The following is a 20411-nucleotide window of genomic DNA, read 5'->3' on the forward strand; positions in this document are numbered from 1 at the left end:
CGTCATTCCGTCGTGGCCTGTGCCGGCACGAACGGCGTCGTGCTGGTGTGGCGGAGGACACCTGCGTACGACGGGTGCTTGAGCAGCTCCTCCACCGCCTCGGGAGCCAGCTGGCGGTGGTGGGCCAGCACCGTCAGTATCTGATGGTCGGTCAACTCCAGATCGCGCATGGACAGACCTCCGGGTGTCAGGTCCAGGGCCGCCCTCGCCGACATATGCGAGCCTCCGAGCGGGCGCAGATTCACCTTCTGCACGACGATGTCCCGTACTCCGTACATGTCGAGGACCTGGCCGAGAACGTCCGGGTCGGAAATGCTCGGGCCCAGGGTGTCATCGTTGCTGGTGGGCGGAAGGGACGGGGTGAGCTGAACGGGCGGGGTCGGTGTACCGCCGCCGGTCGAACCCTCGCTCTCGCGCTCGGCCTTGTCTTCGGCCCTGCCTTCGACCTTGGCCTCGCCCTCGATTGCGTCCTTGGTCTCGGTCTCGGCCTCGGCCTCGATTTCGTCCTTGGCCTCGGCTTTGATCTCGTCATCAGTGCTGGACTCGTTCTCGCTCTCGTTCGCGTTCGCGTTCTTCTTCGTGTTGTTGTTCTCGACGTTGTCCTCGGCCCCTGTCCGGTTCCGGGAAGTGGACGGTTCGTCGGACCATGCCGAGTCCAGTGAGTACGTGCTCGACTCGTCGTCCGGTGCGTAGCCCGTCTCCGAATCGTCATCGCCATCGTCATCCGACTCCGTGACGGACGGTTCGTCGGACCATGCCGAGTCCAGCGAGTACGTGCTCGACTCGTCGTCCGGTAGGTAGCCCGTCTCCGAATCGTTGCCGTCATCCGCGTCGGTGGTGTCCAGGTCCGGTGACCGGGGAGGCAGGGCCGCCTGGTAGTGACGGTCCTTCAGGTACAGCACGACTTGGCCGGTGGAGGGGGTGCTGCTCGGCGGCGCGAACTGCTGGAACGTGCCGTCGTCCCGGACGACGGTCACCGTGACGCCGAAGGTCCGGGCGGCGAGCGCGGGCAGCAGGTCGGCGGTCCCGTGGTCCCAGCCGGTGCTGTCGGTCGAGGTGCCGTAGCGCCCCAACTGCGCGAGCGCGAGAGCCCGGCGCTCGTCGGCGGAGAACCTCGCGTACAACGGCAGTGTGTGGGCCGGATCCGCGAACTCGCGGGCCTCGGGGGATCCTTCCTCGAACGTCGGGCCGCCGTTCTCCAGCTCCCGCGGGTCGAACCTGTCGAGGAGGTCCGGCGTCGTGAAGTCCAGCAGATCGTCCGCGTCGTTCGTCAGGGTGTCCGTCATCCGCCCGCGCAGACCGGCCAGGGGCGTGTCGGTGTCGTCGGCGTCGTGGCCGAGCCCCGCCGGCCAGGTTCCGGTGTGACGGAGCCCGAGCGTCAGCGCGTGGAAGAAGGCGTCGCCGTCCTCGGGGACGTCGTGCAACGCGTACGTGTCGCCGGACGGGGAGACGAGCGTCGGCGGAGCGCCCGTTTCGGCCTCCGATTCCGGGACGAACGCGGTGCCGGTGTACGTGGGGATCACCGGGCCGGTCGGGCTCGCGGGGGGTGTGAACGTCACCGGAGGAGGTGGGGTGCCGACGGGACGGGGCGTGCCGCGGTACCAGTGGGTGAGCCGATCCGCCGCAGCCCGCACCCTGCGGAACTCCCTCATCGCCTCACGAGCGGTGGTGGCCGACTCATCCAGTTGTCGCAGCTGCTCGGGGCCGGGTGGTTCGTTGCCCGTCGCCTCCGTGACGGTACGCCTGACCTGCCAGTACGCCTTGTCCGCGTTCACCCATTCCTTGCTCGCCGCCGCCACCGCGGTCCAGGCGTCGGTGACGTCGGACGGGAAGTCCGTGTCGTTGATGAGCCCGAGTTCGCGGGCCACGTCCTCCCGCACCCACGCGAGGACGTTGGTCCGGTACTCGACGACCTGTGACGTGCTCCTGGGCAGCCCGAGCGCACTGACGACCTTGCCACGGACGATCGTCGCCTCGCCCAGCCAGTCCGTGGGGATCGAGAACAACAGCGCCCGTCCCGTCTTCGGCTTCACGTTCAGCTGCGTGCCGTCGGCTGATGCGATCTTGAGAGTCCCCGACTCGCCGGTGTTCATCCCGCCGCCGGTCGGTGCGGGCGATACCGCACCCACCAGCGGTGGCGACGTCCCGATGACCAGACCGGTCGTGGTGTTCTGCGTACCACCGAACGTGACGGCGGCGTCCGCGCTCACCGTCTGCCGCTCGGGGCTCTCCATCGTGGCCTCCGGTGCCACGCTCAGCAGCACCGCCTCCTTCAGCAGAGGCCGGGAGAACAGCCGGTAGCTGCCCTCGGTGTCCAGGGCGACCGCGGCATCGTGCACGGTGGCCGCGAGGTATCCGCTGTCCGACGTGGTGTTGCCGAAGAAGGCCGCCGTCTGCGTGCTCGACAGCCCGTCGGACAGTGCCTGTCCCGAGGGCCGTCCCTGGCGGGCGGGACCGGACAACCGGGCCTTCCGCAATGCCTCCGACAGGTTGCTTCCGGTGAGATCGACGGGGCCGCCCTTCTTGGGCAGGTGCGGGAGCTTCCCCTCGTACGCCTTGGCCATGGCGAGCTGGGCGGCGTCGAGCGCCGTGCCGTTGTCGGTGATCCGGCGCGGCATGAAGCCGTTGGACGGCATGGTGAACGCGGACGAATCGCTTCCCCGGCGCCATGCCGCGATCTCCACGTCGGTGAGCGGTCCGGTCTGCCGGAACGTGACTTTGACGGGTGCGCTGACGGGCGGTACCGCCTGGTCCGAGGAGTCGTTCCCCGTATCGGAGTTGTCCGTGTCCGGCACGGCCAGGCTGAGCGGCAGTTGCTCCCGCAGGAGGCCGACCGGGCCTTCGACCGGCGGGAATCGGGTTCCGTCAGGCTTGATCAGCACCATGCGCAGGGTGAAGTCCGTGAGGAAGTCGGCGTGGGGCTCGTTCGGATAGAACGTGTAGCTCTTCGTCCGGCTCGCCGATGTGGTGAGTGCCCTCTGACGGGTGTCGGACAGCGAGTCGTTGAGTGTTGGGCCGACGGTGGGAACGCTCGGATTCTGGGTCCGTATCGCCTCCGTGACGGAGACGGCGACCGTCGTCGTGACGGCGCGGGAGTCGCTCACCTCGATCGTCTCGGTGATGCCGAGCGTCTCCTGGAAGGTGACGCTGTGGTCGATTCCGTCGAACGCCGTTGATTCCGGGATGAGTTCTATGAGTACGGTCGCGGGCTGCGAGCCGATGAACACCTTGCCGAGCTTGGTCCAGGCGGTACGCGTCACCGCCGTGACCCCACCCTGCGTGGCCGCCATCTGCTGCCGGAGGGCCAGCAGAGCGCGCGGCGAGACCATGTCGAGGATGTGGTCCCGTCCCGCGTCGTCCACGCCCTGTGCCTTGAGGAGCTGGTCGAAGTCCTGCGCGACCTTGGCGGAGTCCAGGGCGTTGACGGGGAACGAACCGAACGGGGTGTCCTGCAACCAGGGTGACGGGGACCAGGAGTCCTCCTCGTACTGGGGTGCCGGAGGAAGCTGCTTGCCCACCAGGCCCAGGCGGTGGGCGGTCTTCTCCGGCACGTGACCGAGCCAGCCGGAGGGCACGGTCAGCTGGAGACCCGCGTAGCGCGAACGCAGCGCGGGCAGCATCTTGCGCAGGGGACTGAGCAGTCCGTTCGCCTGCGTCATGAACCCGATCTGGTGCTGCACATCGGCGGTGACCAGGTACTTCTGATTCTCGTCGTCCCGGTCGTTCTCCACCGAGACGGTGTTCGTCAGCGTTGCGGTGTGCCCGTCGGTGAACGTCCCGTTCACCACCAGCCCGTAGGTGCCGATCAGTGAGGGCCCCTGGTCGTGGCTGCGCGCGTACGCGAGTCCGAGGTTCAGCTTGCCCACGGTGACCGACGTCTTCACGTGGGACACCTGGGTCTCGGTGCCGAGCGTCGACTCCGTCTCCACCGCGATGGGTTTCGACCGCACGACCGGCTGCAGCAGGGAGGCCCGGTGGATGAGCTTGCCGATGCGGTTGGCGTACGGTCCGACGCCGAACAGCTGGACCATGCGTGAGCCCGTTCGGCTGATCGTCTGGTCGAGGAACGAGGCGAGGACCTGCGGCTGGAACTGACGCATCACCGCGTCGTGCGGCGCGGCCCCGTACAGGCTGAACTGCCAGGTGCCGCCCGATCCGTTCTTGAGCAGCTTCTCCAGCCCCTGGCGCAGCTTGGATCCGCCGGAGACGGCGATGACCTGGTGGGGCAGATCGGTGAACGGATGCAACGGAGTCCGCTCCGTGAACGACGACGCGTCCGTGTTCGCGTCTGCCTCCTCGACCCTGTCCGTATCCGTGTCCAGGACCTCGTCCGTGTGCCGGTCCGTTCGCCGGTCCGTGTCCTCGTGAGCGTTCGCATCCGGCTCCAGCGGAATGACTCTGCCGTCCAGCAGTGCCTGGACCTGCGCGGTGGTCAGCTCGGTGGCCTCCGGATCCTGCTCCTGCTCGTGCTCCGGTTCCGGTGCCGTCGGCGGGATGTGCTCGTCGGGCACGTCGAGCAGAACCTTGCCGGTCACCGGCGGGCGGTGTGACGTGCCGCCGATGAGATCGATCTCCTTGGTGCGTCCGACGGAGAGCCCCGATCCGAGCAGTCCGAGGAAGCGCAGCGGGTCGCGGAAGCGCCAGAACCCGCCGCTGCTCACGGATATGGACAGCTGATAGCTGAACACATGGGACGGACCCGATGTCGCGTGCAGCGGCTCGTACGAGACGGTGGCACCGGAGCCGGTGCGCCGTGTCTTCTGCCAGGCGTACCGGGCCGACGGCGTGATGACACCGCTGTTGATGGGCTGGCCGAAGGAGTCGGCAGCGGTCTCACGGGCCGACACACCGATGTCCACGCCGACCTCCTTCGTGTGGGACACCGTGCCCGAGCTGTCCAGCCGCTGTGTCCCAGGTGTGCTGCTCCGCAGGATCAGCTCGTTGCGCGTGCCCTCGTAACGGCGGTCGGTCAGTGTGCCCGTGACCCAGATCCAGCGGTACTTGCGCTTGGTGCCCGTGGTGTCGATCAGTCGGATGCGCAGCCCGTCCGAGGCGAAGGACTCCAGTTGTCCCGCCATGCTGTGGTGGCTGAGGGCGTCGATGAGGGTGAGCGTGTTCAGCAGGGCCGTACTGAAGTGATTCTTGCCCCGCCAGCCCTTCGACGTGTCCGAGGGCGAGGTGAAGTCCGAGAGCGGGGCGACGATCCCGGGGTGCTTCTCGGCCACGGCCGCGATCACGTCGTCCATCAGGGTCGTGAGGAACGAGGTGGGGGTCGGGGGCACGGCGCCGCCGTCGGGGTTCGGAGCGGTCGACGGCGGACTGTCGGGGAGGAACGCCTCCAGCCTGGCCATGCCGAGAAGCGTCGGATTGTCCCGGGGCAGGTAGACGGGGGGCAGCGGTTCGTTCGGATGCGGCAGTTCGCCCGCGTGGTTCTCCCCGTCGTCGCTCACCTCGCGGGTGATGTCGATCGTGTTCTCGGGAGGGTTCTCCGAGGAGACTTCCGCGGAGTTGTCGACGGGCGGGCGCGGAGTACTGATGCGCAGCTTCGTACCGTCGTCCCAGCCGGCGAGACGGCGTGCCTCGGCACGGGTCATCCGGTCGAGGGTCCACACGAGGAACTTCTTGCTCTCCCGCTGACCGGACATGCGGACGTACACGGACTTCTGCACCAGATAAAGCTCGGTGCGGACCTTCCTGGCACGCCCGACGATCTTCCGGCTGCCGGAACCGCCGAAACCGATGGTACGGGTGGAACGGTTGCCGAGCTGCGTGAAGCCGGCCACCTGGACACGGGGCTGTGCCGCGCTGGTGGAATACCCGGTGGGATTGAAGCTGGGGCCGAGGGCGAACTGAAGGTCCTGGCTGTACGCCGACGAGGCACTGCGATCGTTCTTGATCACCCGCTGAATGGCGTTGCGCAGTTCGGCGGCGTCCGTCTCGGAGAGCAGCGTGGCCTCTCCTGGCACCACCTTGTCCACGACGAACACCCCGGTCGGGGCGCCGGAGTCGGTGAACAGGGGCTCGCTGGTGACCGGGCCGTGTGCCATCCGGTCGGCGGTCCGGAGGAAGTTCTCGGAGCTGAAGAACCGGGTGAGCTCGTGGTGGATCCGCGAGCCGACGACCGCTCCCGCCTGCTTCAGAGCCCATGCGTGGATCGCCGCCACCGATCCGTAGCCCTCGGTGTGCACGGTGCGGTAGTCGCTGTGTTCGTCGAGCCGCATCGTGGCCGGGGCGTGCTCGGAGGCGAGTTCGGCGGTCAGATGGTCCGAGAGACGGAGCAGCACCCCGTTCTTCACACCGAACGTGATCCTGGAATCGGACCCGCCCTCCGGATTCTGTCCCGCGGGCGGAGGCGTCGCCCTGCGGAACCGGCCGGCTATGCGCTCCAGCACGCCCCGCTGTTCGGGAGCCGCGTCCGTCAGCTCGACCGTGTACATCACATCGCCCAGATACAGGTGCGAGGCGTCGGAGTGCCGAGTCTCCACCTGGCTCAGGGTCTGGTCCTGGAGATTGAAGTCGACGGACTTCATGAAGCCCAGCGAGAGGCCCACCCGTCCGAACGCGGACACGGGCCCGCCGGGCGGACCCAGGGGGGCCGAGAGGCCGAACTGCCGAGTGGAATTCGAGGTTTCGGACGTACCGGAGGTGATCTGGCTGCGGTGGATCTGATCCACCTTCACCGGATCGAGCGTGAGCGGCTCTCCCTGCTCGTTGGTGAGCATGGACCACGGACCCTGCGGTCTTTGGAAGACCCGCAGTTGGCGCAGCCGTCCCTTGGTGTCCTTGAACGGGGTGGAGATCCAGCCGTCCCCGTGGAACAGGTGGGGGGTCTGGTTCAGCGCCTGCTCCAGTTCGGCGAGCGGATTCTTCTTGTCGGAGCTCGCACGCAGGTCGGGTACGGGCAGGTTCGACGCGGAGATCTGGTCGATCACGTCGTTGATGCCCCGCTGGACCACCTGGCTCTGACCGTAAGTGAAGCCCGAGTGGGGGTTCTCGCCGTCGCCGGTGACGTAGGTGGGCAGGTGCTGACCGCCCGGGAACTGCTGGACGGCGCCTTCGGGCGGCGCCGGTTGCATGGCCGCGTCCACGGTGGCGGGCCGCTGGTTGTCGAGCTGCGCCACCACGAGCGGGACTTCGTTGGTGGGCGGAACCGGGCTCTGCGCCGTTACCTGCTGCGTCTGCGCGTTGTCCTGTTCGTTCTGGTGCTCGTTCTGCTGCTCCGGCTCCTGCTCCTGCCGCTGCGTCGATGGTTGCGACGGTGGCGACGCTTCTCGGGTGACGTGGTGGGCCGGTGACAGCGCGGCTTCCTGGGGCGGCGCCGTGGTCCGCTCGCTCGACGCCGTGACGACGCGGTCGAACAGCGCGGAGTACCGCGCCAGGCCGGGCGCGTCCGTTCCTTCCAGCCCCAGGGCGATGCGTCGCAGCAGGTCGGCCGTCATGCGCGAGTCACCGTACGGGCCCCAGACCGCCTCGTCCCCGGTGAACCGCTCACTGTCCAGTGCGCCGAGCGCGGCGAGCAACGAGGCGTGATCGGGGGACTGCTCGATCCCGGGGCCGAAGACGTTGCGCAGGGTTCGGACCAACTGGAGTGTTCTGCTGGTGTCCCATGGTCCCGGGGCGTCCGAGGTGGTGTGCAGCCCTGCTGTGCGGGTGAGTTCGTCCAGTTCCTCACCCATCGGCTCCGGGACGAACAGCATCCACTGTCCGGGGGTGTTGTCACTGTCACGGAAGAGGACCGGGCGCACCTGCTGCTCGGAGTCGATCGCCGTGCCCGTGGTGGTGCTCGGCGCGTACACCGGTCGACGCGTCACATTGGCAACATGCTGGGCGACGGACAATCCACCGTGCGTGGGTGAGGCACCGGTGGAGCAGGCGTACAGCACGATGGGCCGGTCCTGCGACCCGGGATCGCCGGAGTGGTTCAGATAGCGGCCCAGTTCCCGGCCGCTGATCTCCACCGCGGTGTCGTCGTCACGCGTCACGATCACCCGGGTGGGAGAGCCGTGCGCGGCGAAGATGGACACTCTCTGGCCGTCCCAGGGCACTTGGCGGGGTGTGCGGTAAAGAGACTGTTCGCTGTGGTGGTGGTCCTGGAACGTCGTCGTGTCCGCCACGGTACGGAAGCGCTCGCTCCGCTGTGACCAGTCCGACTGCGTGTACGAGGCGAAGAGCGACGAGCCGGTGGCGCCGCCGCCCACCGACTGCTGGACGAGGTCGTCCGCGTCGACTGCTGGGGCCTCGAACGAGCGGGCGGACCGGAGCAGGAGGCGTTGCGGTGCGGCAGAGGTGCTGGGCACGGGCGGTTCGGGGGCCGGGGAAGGGTTCTCGTCCGATGGGGTGTCGGATTCGTCGTCGGAGCTGAAGAAGTTGATGCCGTCGAGGGAGTCGTTGTCGTTGTGGTCGTCGTCCTGGTCGTCGTTGTTGTGGTCGGTGTTGGTGTCCTCGATGGGCTCAGTGAGGTCGGAGGCGGGGTTCGTCGTCGTTTCGGCAGGTCCCGATTCCTCGTTCGCTGCTGTGTTCTCGCTGACACCGTGGTTCTCGTCCACCTTCCCGGTCGTCGACCGGGTGGATTCGGAACTCGACGAGCGGCTGGATGTGGAGATGCTTTGTGAGGACGGGAACCGGTTGCGAGCCCTGTCGCCCTCGTTGTCGCTGTCGTCCTCGCTGTCGTCCTCCCTGTCGATGTGACCGTCGACGTGGTCGGCGGTGTCGCTGTCGGACTCGTCCACCGTGAACCAGTCCGTCTGCCACCGGGGCACGGGCGTTTCGCGGCTGCCCTGCGAATCCTCGTCCGGGTTCCGGTACTCGACGCGTGACGTGGTTCGGGGGAGGGGAGGAAGGACGGTGAGGACGCGGCGGAGAGCCTGCAGTGTCTGGTCGTTGCGCGGGTCGTTCGCCTTGGCACGCAGGGCCGTGAAGTAGGTGTGGAGTCTGGAGCCGGGATCCGTCAGTTCACGGATGGCCTCCGCGACGACCTCGGTCGCGCCCTGTTCCGGGATGACGGATTGGGTGTCCATCAGCGTGCGCACCTCGGAGAGATGCTGTGCGCGGATGGTCTCCAGCCGGGTCTGCAGCGTGTTGAGCTGCTCCTCCGTGATCTCTGTTCTCTGACCGATGTACCACTTGTCCGAGATCACCGCCTCAAGTGACTGGCTGTGGCCGAGGACGACGCGAAGCTGATCGGTCGTCAGAACGCCTGCGGCTGTGAGGCGATCCACCTCGCTCCTCGTCAGACCTCGACCATTCTCGGACCGGGGCAGAGCGGACAGCACGGACTGCGCCATGCCTACGTTCTGGAACCCGCTCCACGCGGTCGAGGACGCCTCGTCCGTCAGCCGCTGTGCCTTCCGCCCCCATGCGCTCGGCCACGTGATGGCTCTGGTCACCTGCTTCAGGTGATTCACGGCGATCGGATCGAGACTGTCGTAGGGCGTGTGGTTGGTCAGGGCGGAGAAGTACGGACGGCCCACGAGTTGCATCAGATTCGTGGTGTTGGCGCCCTCCAGTACCGCCGGAAGCGTGCCGAGTTGGAAGAGCTGCCGGAACACGTCCTGCGGAATGTTGTCGCACTGCACGATGAGGACATCGCCCGGGTCCAGACGTCCGAGCTGCTCCTCCAGATCATCGGCGGTCAGCCGGGTCCGGTGCAGCCAGGTCTCGGTGTACGCGGGGGCGTGGTCGACGGTGGTGCGGCCGAACGACAGGATCACGGACGGCTTGCCGATCCCGGCCTGATGGATGCCGGAGGCCAGGGTGCTGAGCGCCGAGACCCGCCCCGGATCGTCCACATTGTGCAGACCGTAGACCGGCATGACCTCGGTGTCATGGCGGTGAACGGCCTGAGCGACCGCCTTGAGCCCGGAGGCGACGGCGCGGTCGGTGACCCGGTGGTCGATGAGGGTTGCGAGCGCGTCGAGACCGAGCACGGGAGTGTGGAAGTTGAACAGAGCACCGGACGCGATGGCGTCGTCCTCGGACGTGGGGCTGCTCTCCAGGTCGGTGACCTGGGCGTCGAAGCCGGCGGCCTGTCTGCTGTACAGGTAGCGGTGCGAATCGTTCCAGGCGTAGGGCTTGAGCACGATCGCCCGGTCCGTGCCCAGGAAGTCGAGGAACTGGGTCGCCGCCGTGCTGTCTGCGTCGAGCCGGTCACTGGCCGCGACCAGGACCAGTCCCTGAGCTCCGGTACCCCCCGACGCCCGTGGATCGGCCACCGGGTTCTCCGGGTCGAACGTATGCGTCTGCCAGGTGACGCGGGCCCTCAACTCGTCGCTGAGCAGCAGCTTCAACTTGTCCTGGACGTTGCCGGGCGCGATGGCGGTGATGGGGCCGCCGTAGCCGAGCTCGTCCAGGGAGTCCATGAGCATCGTGGCGGCGGCCTGGTGACCGAAGTTGGCCGCATCGTCGATGACGATCGTGATGCCGCCTTCGACGGCGTTGAGCTGCTGGTACACCTCGCTGCGAAGGGTGATCTCCTCCTGTGTCGGGACGTCGCCCCGACGGTGGTCGGCGATGTCGGCGAGAATCTGCTGCGCCTGGTCGTCGGGTGCGCTCAGGAAGTCCTTCCACAGCTGGTGTTCGGGCACCTTCGTGTGCTGCGGCGCGGGCTGGGCATTCGTCGCGGGGAGCGGGGGACCGGTGTCCGAGGAGCCGTTCTCGGTCAGAAGCCCGGTGCTGGGTTCGGTGTCGTTGTCGGGATCGGCCTCGGCATTCGATCGGGTCTCGACATCCGTCTCGGTGCTGTCCGCCCGGAGGGCGTTGGGCGTGGGGGACGGGACGGAATGCGCACTGGTCGACGTCGGGGGGAGCGTCCGCTCGACGGGAGGCTGAGGGCTCTTCCCGATCGCGTCTTCGTGGCTGCCGTCGTTGCCGTTGCGGCCGTCCGTATCGTCAGTGCTGTTCGCGAGCGTCGTGTGCTCGTCGCCGTTGCTGGAGGTGCTGACGTTCTTCGCAGGGGCCGGTCCCGTCGATCCCAGCGGTCCCGCCGGTCCCGTCGATCCCAGCGGTCCCGCCGGCGTTTTGGTCGTGCCGGTCTCCGGGTTCGTCGCGGGTTCCGTGCTGGTTTCCGAGACCGTTTCCGGCGCGTTCGCATCGACACGGCTCGATGTGTTCACCTGCACGTCGGCGAAGTTGTTCTTCGCCCAGGTTCCGGGCTTCGACGCGGCGTGGCTGAGCGCCGATTCGGCCTTGCTGCTGATGCCGGAACCGAGGAACGTGTCCCAGGTCGTGGTCCAGTTCCCGGTCGTGAGCCCGCCCCCCACGAACTCCGCGAGGGTCTCCGAACCACCCGACACCAGGAACGACTTGGCGTCGTTCAGCGTGGTGTTGCCCAGGTTCTTCACCGAGAAGCTGGACGGCCTGATCGCTTTCGAGGTGATGTCGCCCGCGATGTTCTTGGCCGGACTCGTGAAGTTCTTGAGGATCTTGTCGAAGCCGGACGAAAGGCCCCCGTGGAACAGTCCTCCGAAGCCACCGATGATGCCGTCCTGCACGATGGCTTTCCAGTCGAACCCCTTGGGACGCCGCCCGTCGGGGCCGGCCGCCATCATGGCGAGCCGCACGGCGAACGTCGTGAACGCCTCCTCAAGCGCCTGGCTCACGGTCGGCATCAGGTGCGTACGCTTCAGGAGCTGGTCGAGGACGGTGAGGACGGCCACGCGGCTGCGGGCCTTCGCCACGGCGGCATCGCTCGCGGACGCTCCCGCGGTGAAGAAGGACATCACGAAGATGATGGTCAGCTCGATGAGCAGCCTGATCAGCTCGGCAATGATCTGCCACTTGGACTCGGTGATGTTCATCGACGTGTCGGTGCGCCCGTTGCCGATGGTCCTGAGCTGGTCGGAGAACTCGTTGAGATGGTTCGTGCCACCGTTGTCGATGAAGAGTTTCATCGACTTGAGGTAGTTGCTGCCGACCTCCGGCGGCAGCGACCTGCTGATGCCCAGGACCGACCGCTCGATGTCCGTGGACAACTGGGACATCCGCTCGCCCAGCCGGTGGTAGGGCCGCCGGCTCGCGTACGCCAGATCCTCGTCCGCCTGGAGCAGCCGTTCGCCGATGAGGACGAACAGCAGATTGTTCAGCTCGGGCGACGCCTTGATCGACATAGTGGGCCGGTACTCCTCGTGTTCAGTGCCTGCGGCCGTTGCCGGTCTTGTTCCTGTGGTCCTGGATGGCGTCCAGGATGTTGTTCTGGTTCGTCTGGATCTCACGCAGGTTGACCGTCGTGCCGTGCACCACGCCCGCCACCGCCTCCGAGAGGGCGGTCGCCGCCGTGCTGCTCGATTCGCGTTCCTTGCGCTCCTGCGGCTTGACCTCCTGGGCGAAGCTGTCGTCCAGGCCCGGCCAGCCCATGGTCACCTTCACCTCGGAGAGGAAGTCGTCGACCATGCCCTCGACCGATGAGCTGATCTGGTGCATCTGGAGTAGACCGGCCTGGATACGGGCCGGTTCGGCGAAGTAGGCGTCACCCATGAGCTGTTCAGTCCTCCTGGTCCTCGTCGATCTCGTCGCGGAGCCGGCGCCCCGCGTCCCGTCCGGCCCGGTCGTCGGGTTCCTCCAGAACCTCGGGACCGAAGACCTTCGCCCAGTCGATGTCCACGCCGGTGAGCTCCGGCACGGAGGTGCTCGGCCGGGTGAGCGGCTCCAGGGCCTGCATCACCTCCCGGGCGATCTCCGTACGGGCCCGGCCGAACGCACCGAGGACGGAACCGGCCAGCTCGGCGGGTGCCATCGTGCGGTACTTGCCGTCCAGGAACCGGAGATCGGTCAGCTCGCCCTGAGGGCCGACGGTGACCTCCACCGACCGGTCGTCCGACCGCACGGTGCGAGACGTCCGACGCAGTTCGGCGTCTGCCGCGGCCGCCGCGTTCTGGGTGGCCTCCAGTTCCGCCATCGCCTGGGCGAGCCGCGCCTCCACCGAACGCGCGTAAGGGGACACCTCGCCGCGCCCGGTGTCGTCCGGTGCTCCGGCCGTCGCCCCGCTCATCGTCCGATCACCGCGGGAGTGCCGCCGTCCTCGGTGCCCCACACGTCCTCGTCCTCGGCGACCCAGTGCACGCGGTCACGCCCGCCGGTGGTGACCCGGTCGCCCTGCGCACCACCGGCGGGTACCGGGGCGCCGGACGAGGTGGTGGCCGTGGTGCCGCGTCGGGCCGACCGGTCCTCCTCGGTGCCGCGGCGCCCGCCGGACGGCCGGGCATTCCTGCCGCGCGCACCCGTGCTGCCGCTCTCGGTCAGGACGTTGCGGACCCGCTCGCCGGACGACGAGCCGTTCTGCCCGCCGCCACTCATCCCTCCCATGCCGCCCATCCCGCCACCCATGGGCATCGAGTTGAGCGGTACGCCGCCACCGGCGGAACCGGACGCGGCGTCGGTCCCGTCGGTGGTGGCCGCTCCGGTGCCCGTCGTGACATCGCGCGGCCCGCCCAAGGTGCCACCGGGCTGGAACGTGCTGTCGTACTCCTCGTAGTCGCTCGTCCCCTGCGAACCGGACGATCCCACGGACCCGCCACCCCCGTACGCGGTGTCGTTCAGGTCGTGCGTGACGGAGCCGGTCGGCGTGGTGAGGGACGACTGCCCGTTCAGGTCCAGGGCGCTGCCGAGGTCCCGGTTCAGGTCCTGCCGGAGATCGTCGTACGCGGTCAGTCGCTCAAGCCCGGTATCCGGGTTGAGGTCGGACACGGTCGTGTGACCGTTCGCGTCGGTCGTGGTGACCTTCCCGGTCCCGGGATCGATCACCTGCTGGGAGCCGTCCGGACGCGTGATCGCGAGCGTGCCGTCCTCACGACGGCTGATGACGTTGCCGTCCTCGTCGGTCACGCTCTGACCCGGGTTGAGCGTCCGCACAGTCGGCTTGCCGTCCGGACCGACAGTGGTGAGCGCACCCGTCTTCGGGTTGTACGTCGTCGTGCCGCCGGTCGAGTTCGGCAGGCTGATGGTGCCGTCCTTGTTGAGCGCGACGGTCCCGCCGCCCGCGTTCACGCCGGTACCACCGCCGGGATTGAGCAGGGACGGCGGCAGCACACTGTTGGGATTCGTCTGTGTCGAATCGCCGCCGAGGTCCGTGGTGAGGCCCGGATTGAGGTCCGTGGTGACGCCCCCACCGGGCCCCGTGCTCGTTTCGCCGGCCGGATCGTTCAGCAGTTCCTTCGTGGGGTCGTCGAGGATGTCGTCGAGGCCGTTCGGGCCATCGCCATTGAGACTCTCGGTGACATCGTTCAGGGAATCGTCGAGGCCCTTGCCCATGTTTTCGATTCCATCGTTGAGATTCTTCAGCGAATTGTTGAGATCCTCGCTGTTCTTCTTCGCCGCCTCCTGCGCGATCTGGGTCTGGTCCTTGTTGTAGAACTCGGACAGCGAGCTCGTGTACTTGGTGGTGACCGGCGTCTCGAACGGGGTGGCGGCATCGGCCCAGGACGCGTTGAGGGTCGCGATCACCTGCTGCGCCGTGGTCTCGATCGGGGGACTCATGGCTGGTTCGGACGTGGGCACGGCGAAGGTGCCCGTCTCGATGAACTGGTTCCACGAGTCGACGGCCTTCTGGCCGACCTTCACCCAGGATTCGACGTTGACCAGGTTTCCGTATTCCGGATGCGGTTCCTGGAAGCCGGCTTTTGTCGAGAACGTCGTGACCGCGTTCTCGCCGTAGCCCGGGGACGACTCGATGAAGGGAAAGTTGTGCAGTTTGAGCCAGTTCAGGATGTCGTCGAGCGCCATCACCAGGTGGAAATGCGGGTCGTGCCCGTGGCTCTGTATCCAGGTGCCCCAGGCCTCTCGTAGGTTCTTCGCCTGGTCCAGCAGATTCTGCTGCGCCCGCATCAGGTGATCCGCGTAGTGGGACTTGGGTGTGTACGCGGTGTTGGGGACCTGCGCCAGCGTCTTGCCGGCCCCTTGCTGCTCCACATAACTGTCGTAGTTCTTCCGCAACTGCTGCAGCAGCTTCTGGAAGAGGCCGGCCGCCTGCCCCCGCCAGGCGGCTTCGTCCCCGCCCAACGACTTCTCCCAGGCGGCGAGGATCTTGGCGTGGTCCACGAAGAACTGGGCGGCCCTGTCGAACGCGTCGGCCGTCCGCCGGAAGGAGTCCGCGTCGACGGAGTCGGCGTCCTTCACCGAGGCCCCGTTGTACGACAGATTGCGGGTCGTCCCGCCGTCGATCAGCGCGTCGAGGGCCGCCTTCGGGCCGCCCATGAACTGGCCCAGCGGGCCGTAGTCGAATCCGTTCAGCTTGCCGCTGCTGTCCTTCTGCGTGCCGTTGAACGTGGTCCAGGCGAAGTACTCGTTCGCGTCGAGAAGGCGGCCACGGCCGTTCTCGCCCATGGGAATACCGATGAACACGATCCGCGCGTGATACATCTTCACGCTGCCGCCCGCGTTCGAGTAGAAGTACAGGTCGTAGTCCTGCCCGCCGGTGTGCTTCGCTCCCTGCTCCGCCGCGTCCACCACGGCCTGGACGCCGATCTCGTCGATGCTCATCCGGAACAGCGGGATGTTCTGATCGGTCATCAGCCCCTTGAACAGAGTCGACCGGGCCGGCATCGGATATCCCGTGAACAGCTTGACAGCCTGCCCCCAGTAGTCGTCGGCGTCATTGGTGGGGTCGGGCATGGGAAACGCTCCGAGGTGAGAGAACGGGGCCGGTGGTGGACCGGAGACAGCAGGACGCCCCGGGGCGCGGCACCGGGTGAGCGGCGACCGGATCCGGGACGTCCCGCGGCGAGCAGGAGAGCGAGAGGGACGACGGGGGGAAGGGCGGAGAGCGTCAGGCGCCGGTCTTGGTGCCCGGCAGCTCCTTGTCGACATCCGCGAAGATGTCCAGCAAGGCCGCGCCGTCGATCGAGTCGAGGCTCTTGCCCTGGGTCTCCAGCAGCGTCGTGATGGTCTCCTGGAGGTCCTTGGAGATGTCGGTGAACAGCGTGTGCTGACTCAGCAGGATGTCGTCGATCGACCCCGCCGCCTTCTGGACGGCGTCGATCAGGGACTTGCCGTGCACGGTGTCGTCGGCGGCCATCAGGCCGATGGCCAGCACCTGGTTCTGCTTGAGGTGCCCCGCGTCGGGGACGTTGTCCAGGATGGTCTTGAGCGACTTGACGCCGACCGGGGAGTCCTTCCGGATGTCCAGCAGATCCTTCAGGAAATCGGCGATGTCGTGGTCGGTGAAGGCCTGGAGAGTCTTGCCGTCGAGATGCGTCAGATCAGCCATCGGGATCGTCCGCTCAGCGGCCGATGGAGATCTCGGACCACATCTGCGACAGCGAGTTCTCGCTGTACTTGTAGTTGCCCGAGATGTCGGACAGCAGGGCCGCATGGGAGCTGAGCAGCGTTTCCATGTTCTTGACGGCCTGGTCCCACGCGGCCTGCTTCTGCCGGTAGACGTCGGCATCGGAGCCGTACCACGTCTTGCGCAGCTCGGCGAGCTCCGCCTCCAGCGACGAGAGGGTCCGGGCGATGGCCTGGGTCTGGCGGACCATGTCGTCGCCCGCGTTGTTCATGTGGCCGTAATCGACCAGGATGTAACCGTCGGTCAGGTTTTCGGACATCGGGAGCCTCGCTTCGCTGCCTGGGAAGGTGCCTCGCCGCCGGTGGCGACGAGGGTGCCGGACAACCGGCGGACGGGAACGACCGGCTTACGACGGAACGACCGGCCAAAGGGGACGACCGGCGCACAACGGGAACCACCGGCCTACGGGAAGGACTGGCGTAGTACAGGAACGACGGGTTGGTGTCGTCCTGGTCGGCCGGACTACGCCATCAGGTCGTCGAACGCCTTCTGCGAGGCGCTGTACGCCTGGTTGATGGCGTCGTTGGACGCTCCCTGGGTCTTGCCGTGCTCCACCAGGCTCGTGTTGAGCTTCTCGACCATGTCCTCCAGGTTCCGCAGGATGATGTTGACCTGGTCGTCCCACTGCTTCAGCAGGGCCCCGTACTGGCCGCCGTCGCTGCCCTGGTAGCCCTTGCTGAGGTTGTTGCGGGTGTCGTCGACATCCTGACGGGACTTCAGGATCCCGCTGTAGGCGGCCTCAAGGGCCTGGATCCCGTTCCGGGTCGAGCTCTCGCTCGACTGCTGGAGGTTGCCGCCCGGCCCTGCCTGCGCGCCTGCGTCTGCCACGGTGTCTCCCTGCCTCACGTGCTGGATGGCTGCGATCTTATGATCAGATCCGTGGTGTACTCAATGATCCCCGGAGGCATCTGAGCTTTTCCTGAGGATCCATCAACTTCTTTTACTCAAAGGAAATGTTCCGTTGGCCGGTCGGTGGCTTCAGCCGCGTGCCGGCCGCGGGCACGACGGCGCGGTCGTCCCCACGGCCCGTCCCGCCGCGGCTGCCTCGGTGCTCAGATCGGGTCCGGACGGCAGCATCGCCAGGAGAGGGGACGGGAGCGCCTGTACGGGGGCGCCGTCGTACCCCAGGGCCTTCTGTGCCGTCTGGGACAGAAGCCGGTACTTCACCCCGTTGTCGGCGACGAAGTAGGTGGTGGCGCCGACATCCGTACCACCCGCGCCCAGCGCCTTCACCAGCGAGCCGTGCCCCGGGCGTACGACGGTCGCGTCCACCAGCAGACAGGCGGGGGTGCTCTCGTCGGGCGCCGCCTCGGCGGCCGGAGGGAGCGCGCTCAGCGGGACCAGCGCACCGGTCACCTGTGTGCCGTCACCGTGGTCGGGCCGCACCCGCGCACAGGCCGCCCAGCCCGCGGGCACGGCCTCGGCGCGCGGGGGCGTCCGGGGCAGCCCGGCCGGCGCGGGCTCGCTGCCCTCCGCACCGGGTGCCAGACGTGCCTTCACCTCGGCCGCGCCGATCACCGCCGCCGCGGGCGCCGCACCGCCGTACGCGGAGTCCTTGGTCGCGGCGTCACCGAGTGCCAGAGCGGCCCCGGTCTCCGTCAACGGCACCAGACCCTCCTTGCGCAGCAGGTAGTACTGGCGAGCCGCCCCCGGCGTGTGCGACTGGAACACCTGCCCCAGCTTCGACGGATGCCCGCCCAACGAGGGCCCCGGGTCTCCCCGTCCGGGCACCGCGGGCGGCACCAGATCCGGACCCTGCACCAGCGCGTCGAGGAACGCGGCAGACACCGGCCGGGGCGTCACCGCCCCGTACCCCAGCGAGACCGCGGCTCCGGCGCTGCGGTCCAGCCTCATCCTGCTGCCCTGCCAGACGAGATACCGCGCCCGGTCCGGACCCGACACCACCAGGCCCTGCCCCGCGCCCAGCCCGCGCCCGGCCACCGGCGCACCGGTCACGAGCGCCGTGAACGCACCTCCAGAGCCGCCGGAACCTCCAGAGCCGCCGGAGCCCCCGGCACTTCCCGAACCCCCGGCACCTTCCGAACCCCCGGAACCTTCCGAACCCCCGGAACCCCCCGCCCCTCCCGTATCCGCCTCCGACGCGAGGACCGAGCAGACCTGCCACGGGTCCGTCTCCAGGTCCTTCACGCCCGGTACGGAGTCGGGGGCGCCGGGTATCCCGACCGGGGCACCCACCGCCGTGCCCTTCAACGACGCCGTGCTCACGTCCTCGGACTTCAGCTTCCCCTCGCCCACCAGCAGCGCGGAGGCGTAATTGCGCACCGGACGCAGCCGGCCCCCCACGTACACGTAACGGGCCCCCGTCTCCCGGTTCACCACGAGGGTTCCCGAGGCCCGCCACGCGTCGTTGCCGCCGGGGGACACGAAGCCGTACACGAGCGAACCGGCCGCCACCAGCGCGGCGATCACCACGCCGATCACCATCCCGCGAGTGGTCCGCCCCAGCGGGCTCTCCGGGGCGTCCGGCTCGGCGAGCAGCATCCCCGAGGTCAGCCGGCCCATCACGAAGGTGTGGGCCTGGACTTGGTCACGCTTGGACTGCATGTCGGATACCTTCCGGGTCAGCCGTTGATCGCCCGGAGCGCGGCGAAGACACCGAGCACCCAGAGCACGAGCGGCAGCAGACCGATCGCCAGCGCCGAGTGCAGCAGCTCGGCCGCGCGACCCCAGTACGGCAGCAGACGGCGCCCGGGCACCGTCCAGGACACGATCGCCAGCACCGCGGTCGCCGCGACGAGCCCCGCCACCAGCAGTGGTCGCTCATCCGGTGCCAGGGACACCGCCAGCGCCGCGACCAGCAGCACCGCACCCCAGACCCCCGGCACCAGAAGGGCGAGGCGCTGCCCCACGTTGACCAGGCCACGCCCGTGCAGCAGCAGGAGCAGCGACAGCACCGAAGCGGTCAGGGTCTCCGGCAGGTTCGGGTCGTCGGCCAGCACCAGGAGGCAGACCGCGCAGACGGCGCCCGCCGCTCCGTACAGCGCGGTCATCCAGCCGCCCGCCAGCTCGGTACGGGTGGTCACCTCACCACCGGCGTACGGGTCGATGCCCTCCTGCAACTGCTGCGGGTTGGTCGGCAGCGCGGGCATCCGCATCCCCGCCAGCTTGAAGGCCAGAGCCGGTACGAAGCCGCCCAGCACCACCGCCAGCGCGGCGAGCACGGTCGCGGCGCCGTCCATCATCAGATCCGCAGGACCCGCCAGCGCCCCGCCCACCGCGACGGCGCACCAGAACACCGCCGTCGCCAGGAAGAACGGGACATACACCGCGACGAGGGCAAGCCCCAGCACCGCACCGCCCGCCCCGGCGGCCCCGGCGGCCAACAACCGGGCACCGAGCACCTGATGCACATCGGGACCGCTCAGGTCGCCGCCCGGCAGCAGCCAGCCCGCCAGCGCCAGGTACGGACTCGCCAGCGAACCGAGCACCGCGGCGGCGGCCGCGTCCCCCACCGCGCGGCTCGCCGAAGCCGCCCCCGCGAGCAACAGCGCACCCACCGCGCCCGCCCCCGCCGCGCGCGTGCCGACCGGGCCGCCGGGCCAGGCCAGCAGGGCGAGTCCGGCCACCAGCGTCAGTACACACAGGGCGCGCAGCAGCAGCCTGCTGGAGTCGGCGCTCCAGCCGTGCAGCCGGTCGCGCACCACACTGGCGATGCCGTCGACCAGATCGTCCAGCCGCACCTCGGGAAGGGCGTCGGTGTGCGGGCGCAGATACAGCACCTCACCGTCCTTGAGGTCGAGGGTCTCCAGGGTTCCCTCGTCGTCCAGGGCCGGGCCGCCCAGCCGTTGCAGCACCCAGCCGCTGTGGTCCAGGCCGGTCTCCTCCAGTTCCGCACCCGCGTAACGCAGCACGGTGGGAAGGAGGTCGGCCACCGGCACATCGGCGGGTGCCGCGAGGTCGATGGTCTTTTCGGGGGCACGTATGGTGAGGCGGCACAGGCCCGCCACGGAACTGTCGGTCACGGTGAGGGCTCGCGTTCTCGGGACGTGTCGGATGCGACGTGGACGCGTCCGACGATCGGATGCAGACTACTGATCATCATCCGGGCCGTCGTCAACGGATCACGTGTCAGTCCCTGTTGGTCCGGAACCGTCCGGCTTGTGCGTCCCTCGGC

9 protein-coding genes are annotated in these 20411 nt (G+C 68.3%); all 9 read right to left on the minus strand.

The window, feature by feature from the left end; all coding sequences use genetic code 11:
* Positions 1–2 precede the first annotated feature (2 nt).
* A complete protein-coding gene (locus ACFVUT_RS05500; protein ID WP_389647570.1) occupies positions 3–12104 on the minus strand; it encodes a hypothetical protein in 12102 nt (4033 codons plus the stop codon).
* Between the two features lie 22 nt (positions 12105–12126).
* A complete protein-coding gene (locus tag ACFVUT_RS05505; RefSeq protein WP_389647573.1) occupies positions 12127–12471 on the minus strand; it encodes a hypothetical protein in 345 nt (114 codons plus the stop codon).
* 7 nt (positions 12472–12478) lie between these two features.
* Positions 12479–12985: a YbaB/EbfC family nucleoid-associated protein gene (locus ACFVUT_RS05510; protein WP_389647576.1), complete on the minus strand. Its 507-nt coding sequence runs from the start codon at positions 12983–12985 to the stop codon at positions 12479–12481.
* Positions 12982–15603, minus strand: a complete 2622-nt coding sequence (locus ACFVUT_RS05515) for an AAWKG family protein (RefSeq protein ID WP_389647579.1) — start codon at positions 15601–15603, stop codon at positions 12982–12984. The genes ACFVUT_RS05510 and ACFVUT_RS05515 overlap by 4 nt, the downstream gene beginning before the upstream one ends.
* Before the next feature lie 154 nt (positions 15604–15757).
* On the minus strand, positions 15758–16198 hold the full coding sequence (locus tag ACFVUT_RS05520) for a type VII secretion system-associated protein (RefSeq protein ID WP_389647582.1): 441 nt from the start codon (positions 16196–16198) through the stop codon (positions 15758–15760).
* A 13-nt stretch (positions 16199–16211) separates the two neighbouring features.
* The gene (locus ACFVUT_RS05525) at positions 16212–16535 is read right to left on the minus strand and encodes a WXG100 family type VII secretion target (protein ID WP_389647586.1); all 324 of its coding nucleotides are present in this window, start codon (positions 16533–16535) and stop codon (positions 16212–16214) included.
* A gap of 203 nt (positions 16536–16738) precedes the next feature.
* Positions 16739–17104, minus strand: a complete 366-nt coding sequence (locus ACFVUT_RS05530) for a hypothetical protein (protein ID WP_389647589.1) — start codon at positions 17102–17104, stop codon at positions 16739–16741.
* A gap of 150 nt (positions 17105–17254) precedes the next feature.
* Positions 17255–18841 (minus strand): type VII secretion protein EccB, encoded by a 1587-nt coding sequence (gene eccB, locus ACFVUT_RS05535; RefSeq protein ID WP_389647592.1) that lies wholly within the window; start codon positions 18839–18841, stop codon positions 17255–17257.
* A gap of 17 nt (positions 18842–18858) precedes the next feature.
* Positions 18859–20259 carry a type VII secretion integral membrane protein EccD gene (eccD, locus tag ACFVUT_RS05540; protein WP_389647596.1) on the minus strand — a complete coding sequence of 467 codons (1401 nt, stop codon included), beginning with the start codon at positions 20257–20259 and terminating at the stop codon, positions 18859–18861.
* Between the last annotated feature and the right edge of the window lie 152 nt (positions 20260–20411).

This window comes from Streptomyces sp. NPDC058051, assembly GCF_042885475.1.
Lineage (GTDB): Bacteria > Actinomycetota > Actinomycetes > Streptomycetales > Streptomycetaceae > Streptomyces.

Coding starts and splice junctions, on each gene's coding strand:
- ACFVUT_RS05520 (WP_389647582.1), bottom strand. CDS start 16,198: ATGGCTGATCTGACGCATCTCGACGGCAAGACTCTCCAGGCCTTCACC.
- ACFVUT_RS05525 (WP_389647586.1), bottom strand. CDS start 16,535: ATGTCCGAAAACCTGACCGACGGTTACATCCTGGTCGATTACGGCCAC.
- eccB (WP_389647592.1), bottom strand. CDS start 18,841: ATGCAGTCCAAGCGTGACCAAGTCCAGGCCCACACCTTCGTGATGGGC.
- ACFVUT_RS05515 (WP_389647579.1), bottom strand. CDS start 15,603: ATGCCCGACCCCACCAATGACGCCGACGACTACTGGGGGCAGGCTGTC.
- ACFVUT_RS05500 (WP_389647570.1), bottom strand. CDS start 12,104: ATGTCGATCAAGGCGTCGCCCGAGCTGAACAATCTGCTGTTCGTCCTC.
- ACFVUT_RS05510 (WP_389647576.1), bottom strand. CDS start 12,985: ATGAGCGGGGCGACGGCCGGAGCACCGGACGACACCGGGCGCGGCGAG.
- ACFVUT_RS05505 (WP_389647573.1), bottom strand. CDS start 12,471: ATGGGTGACGCCTACTTCGCCGAACCGGCCCGTATCCAGGCCGGTCTA.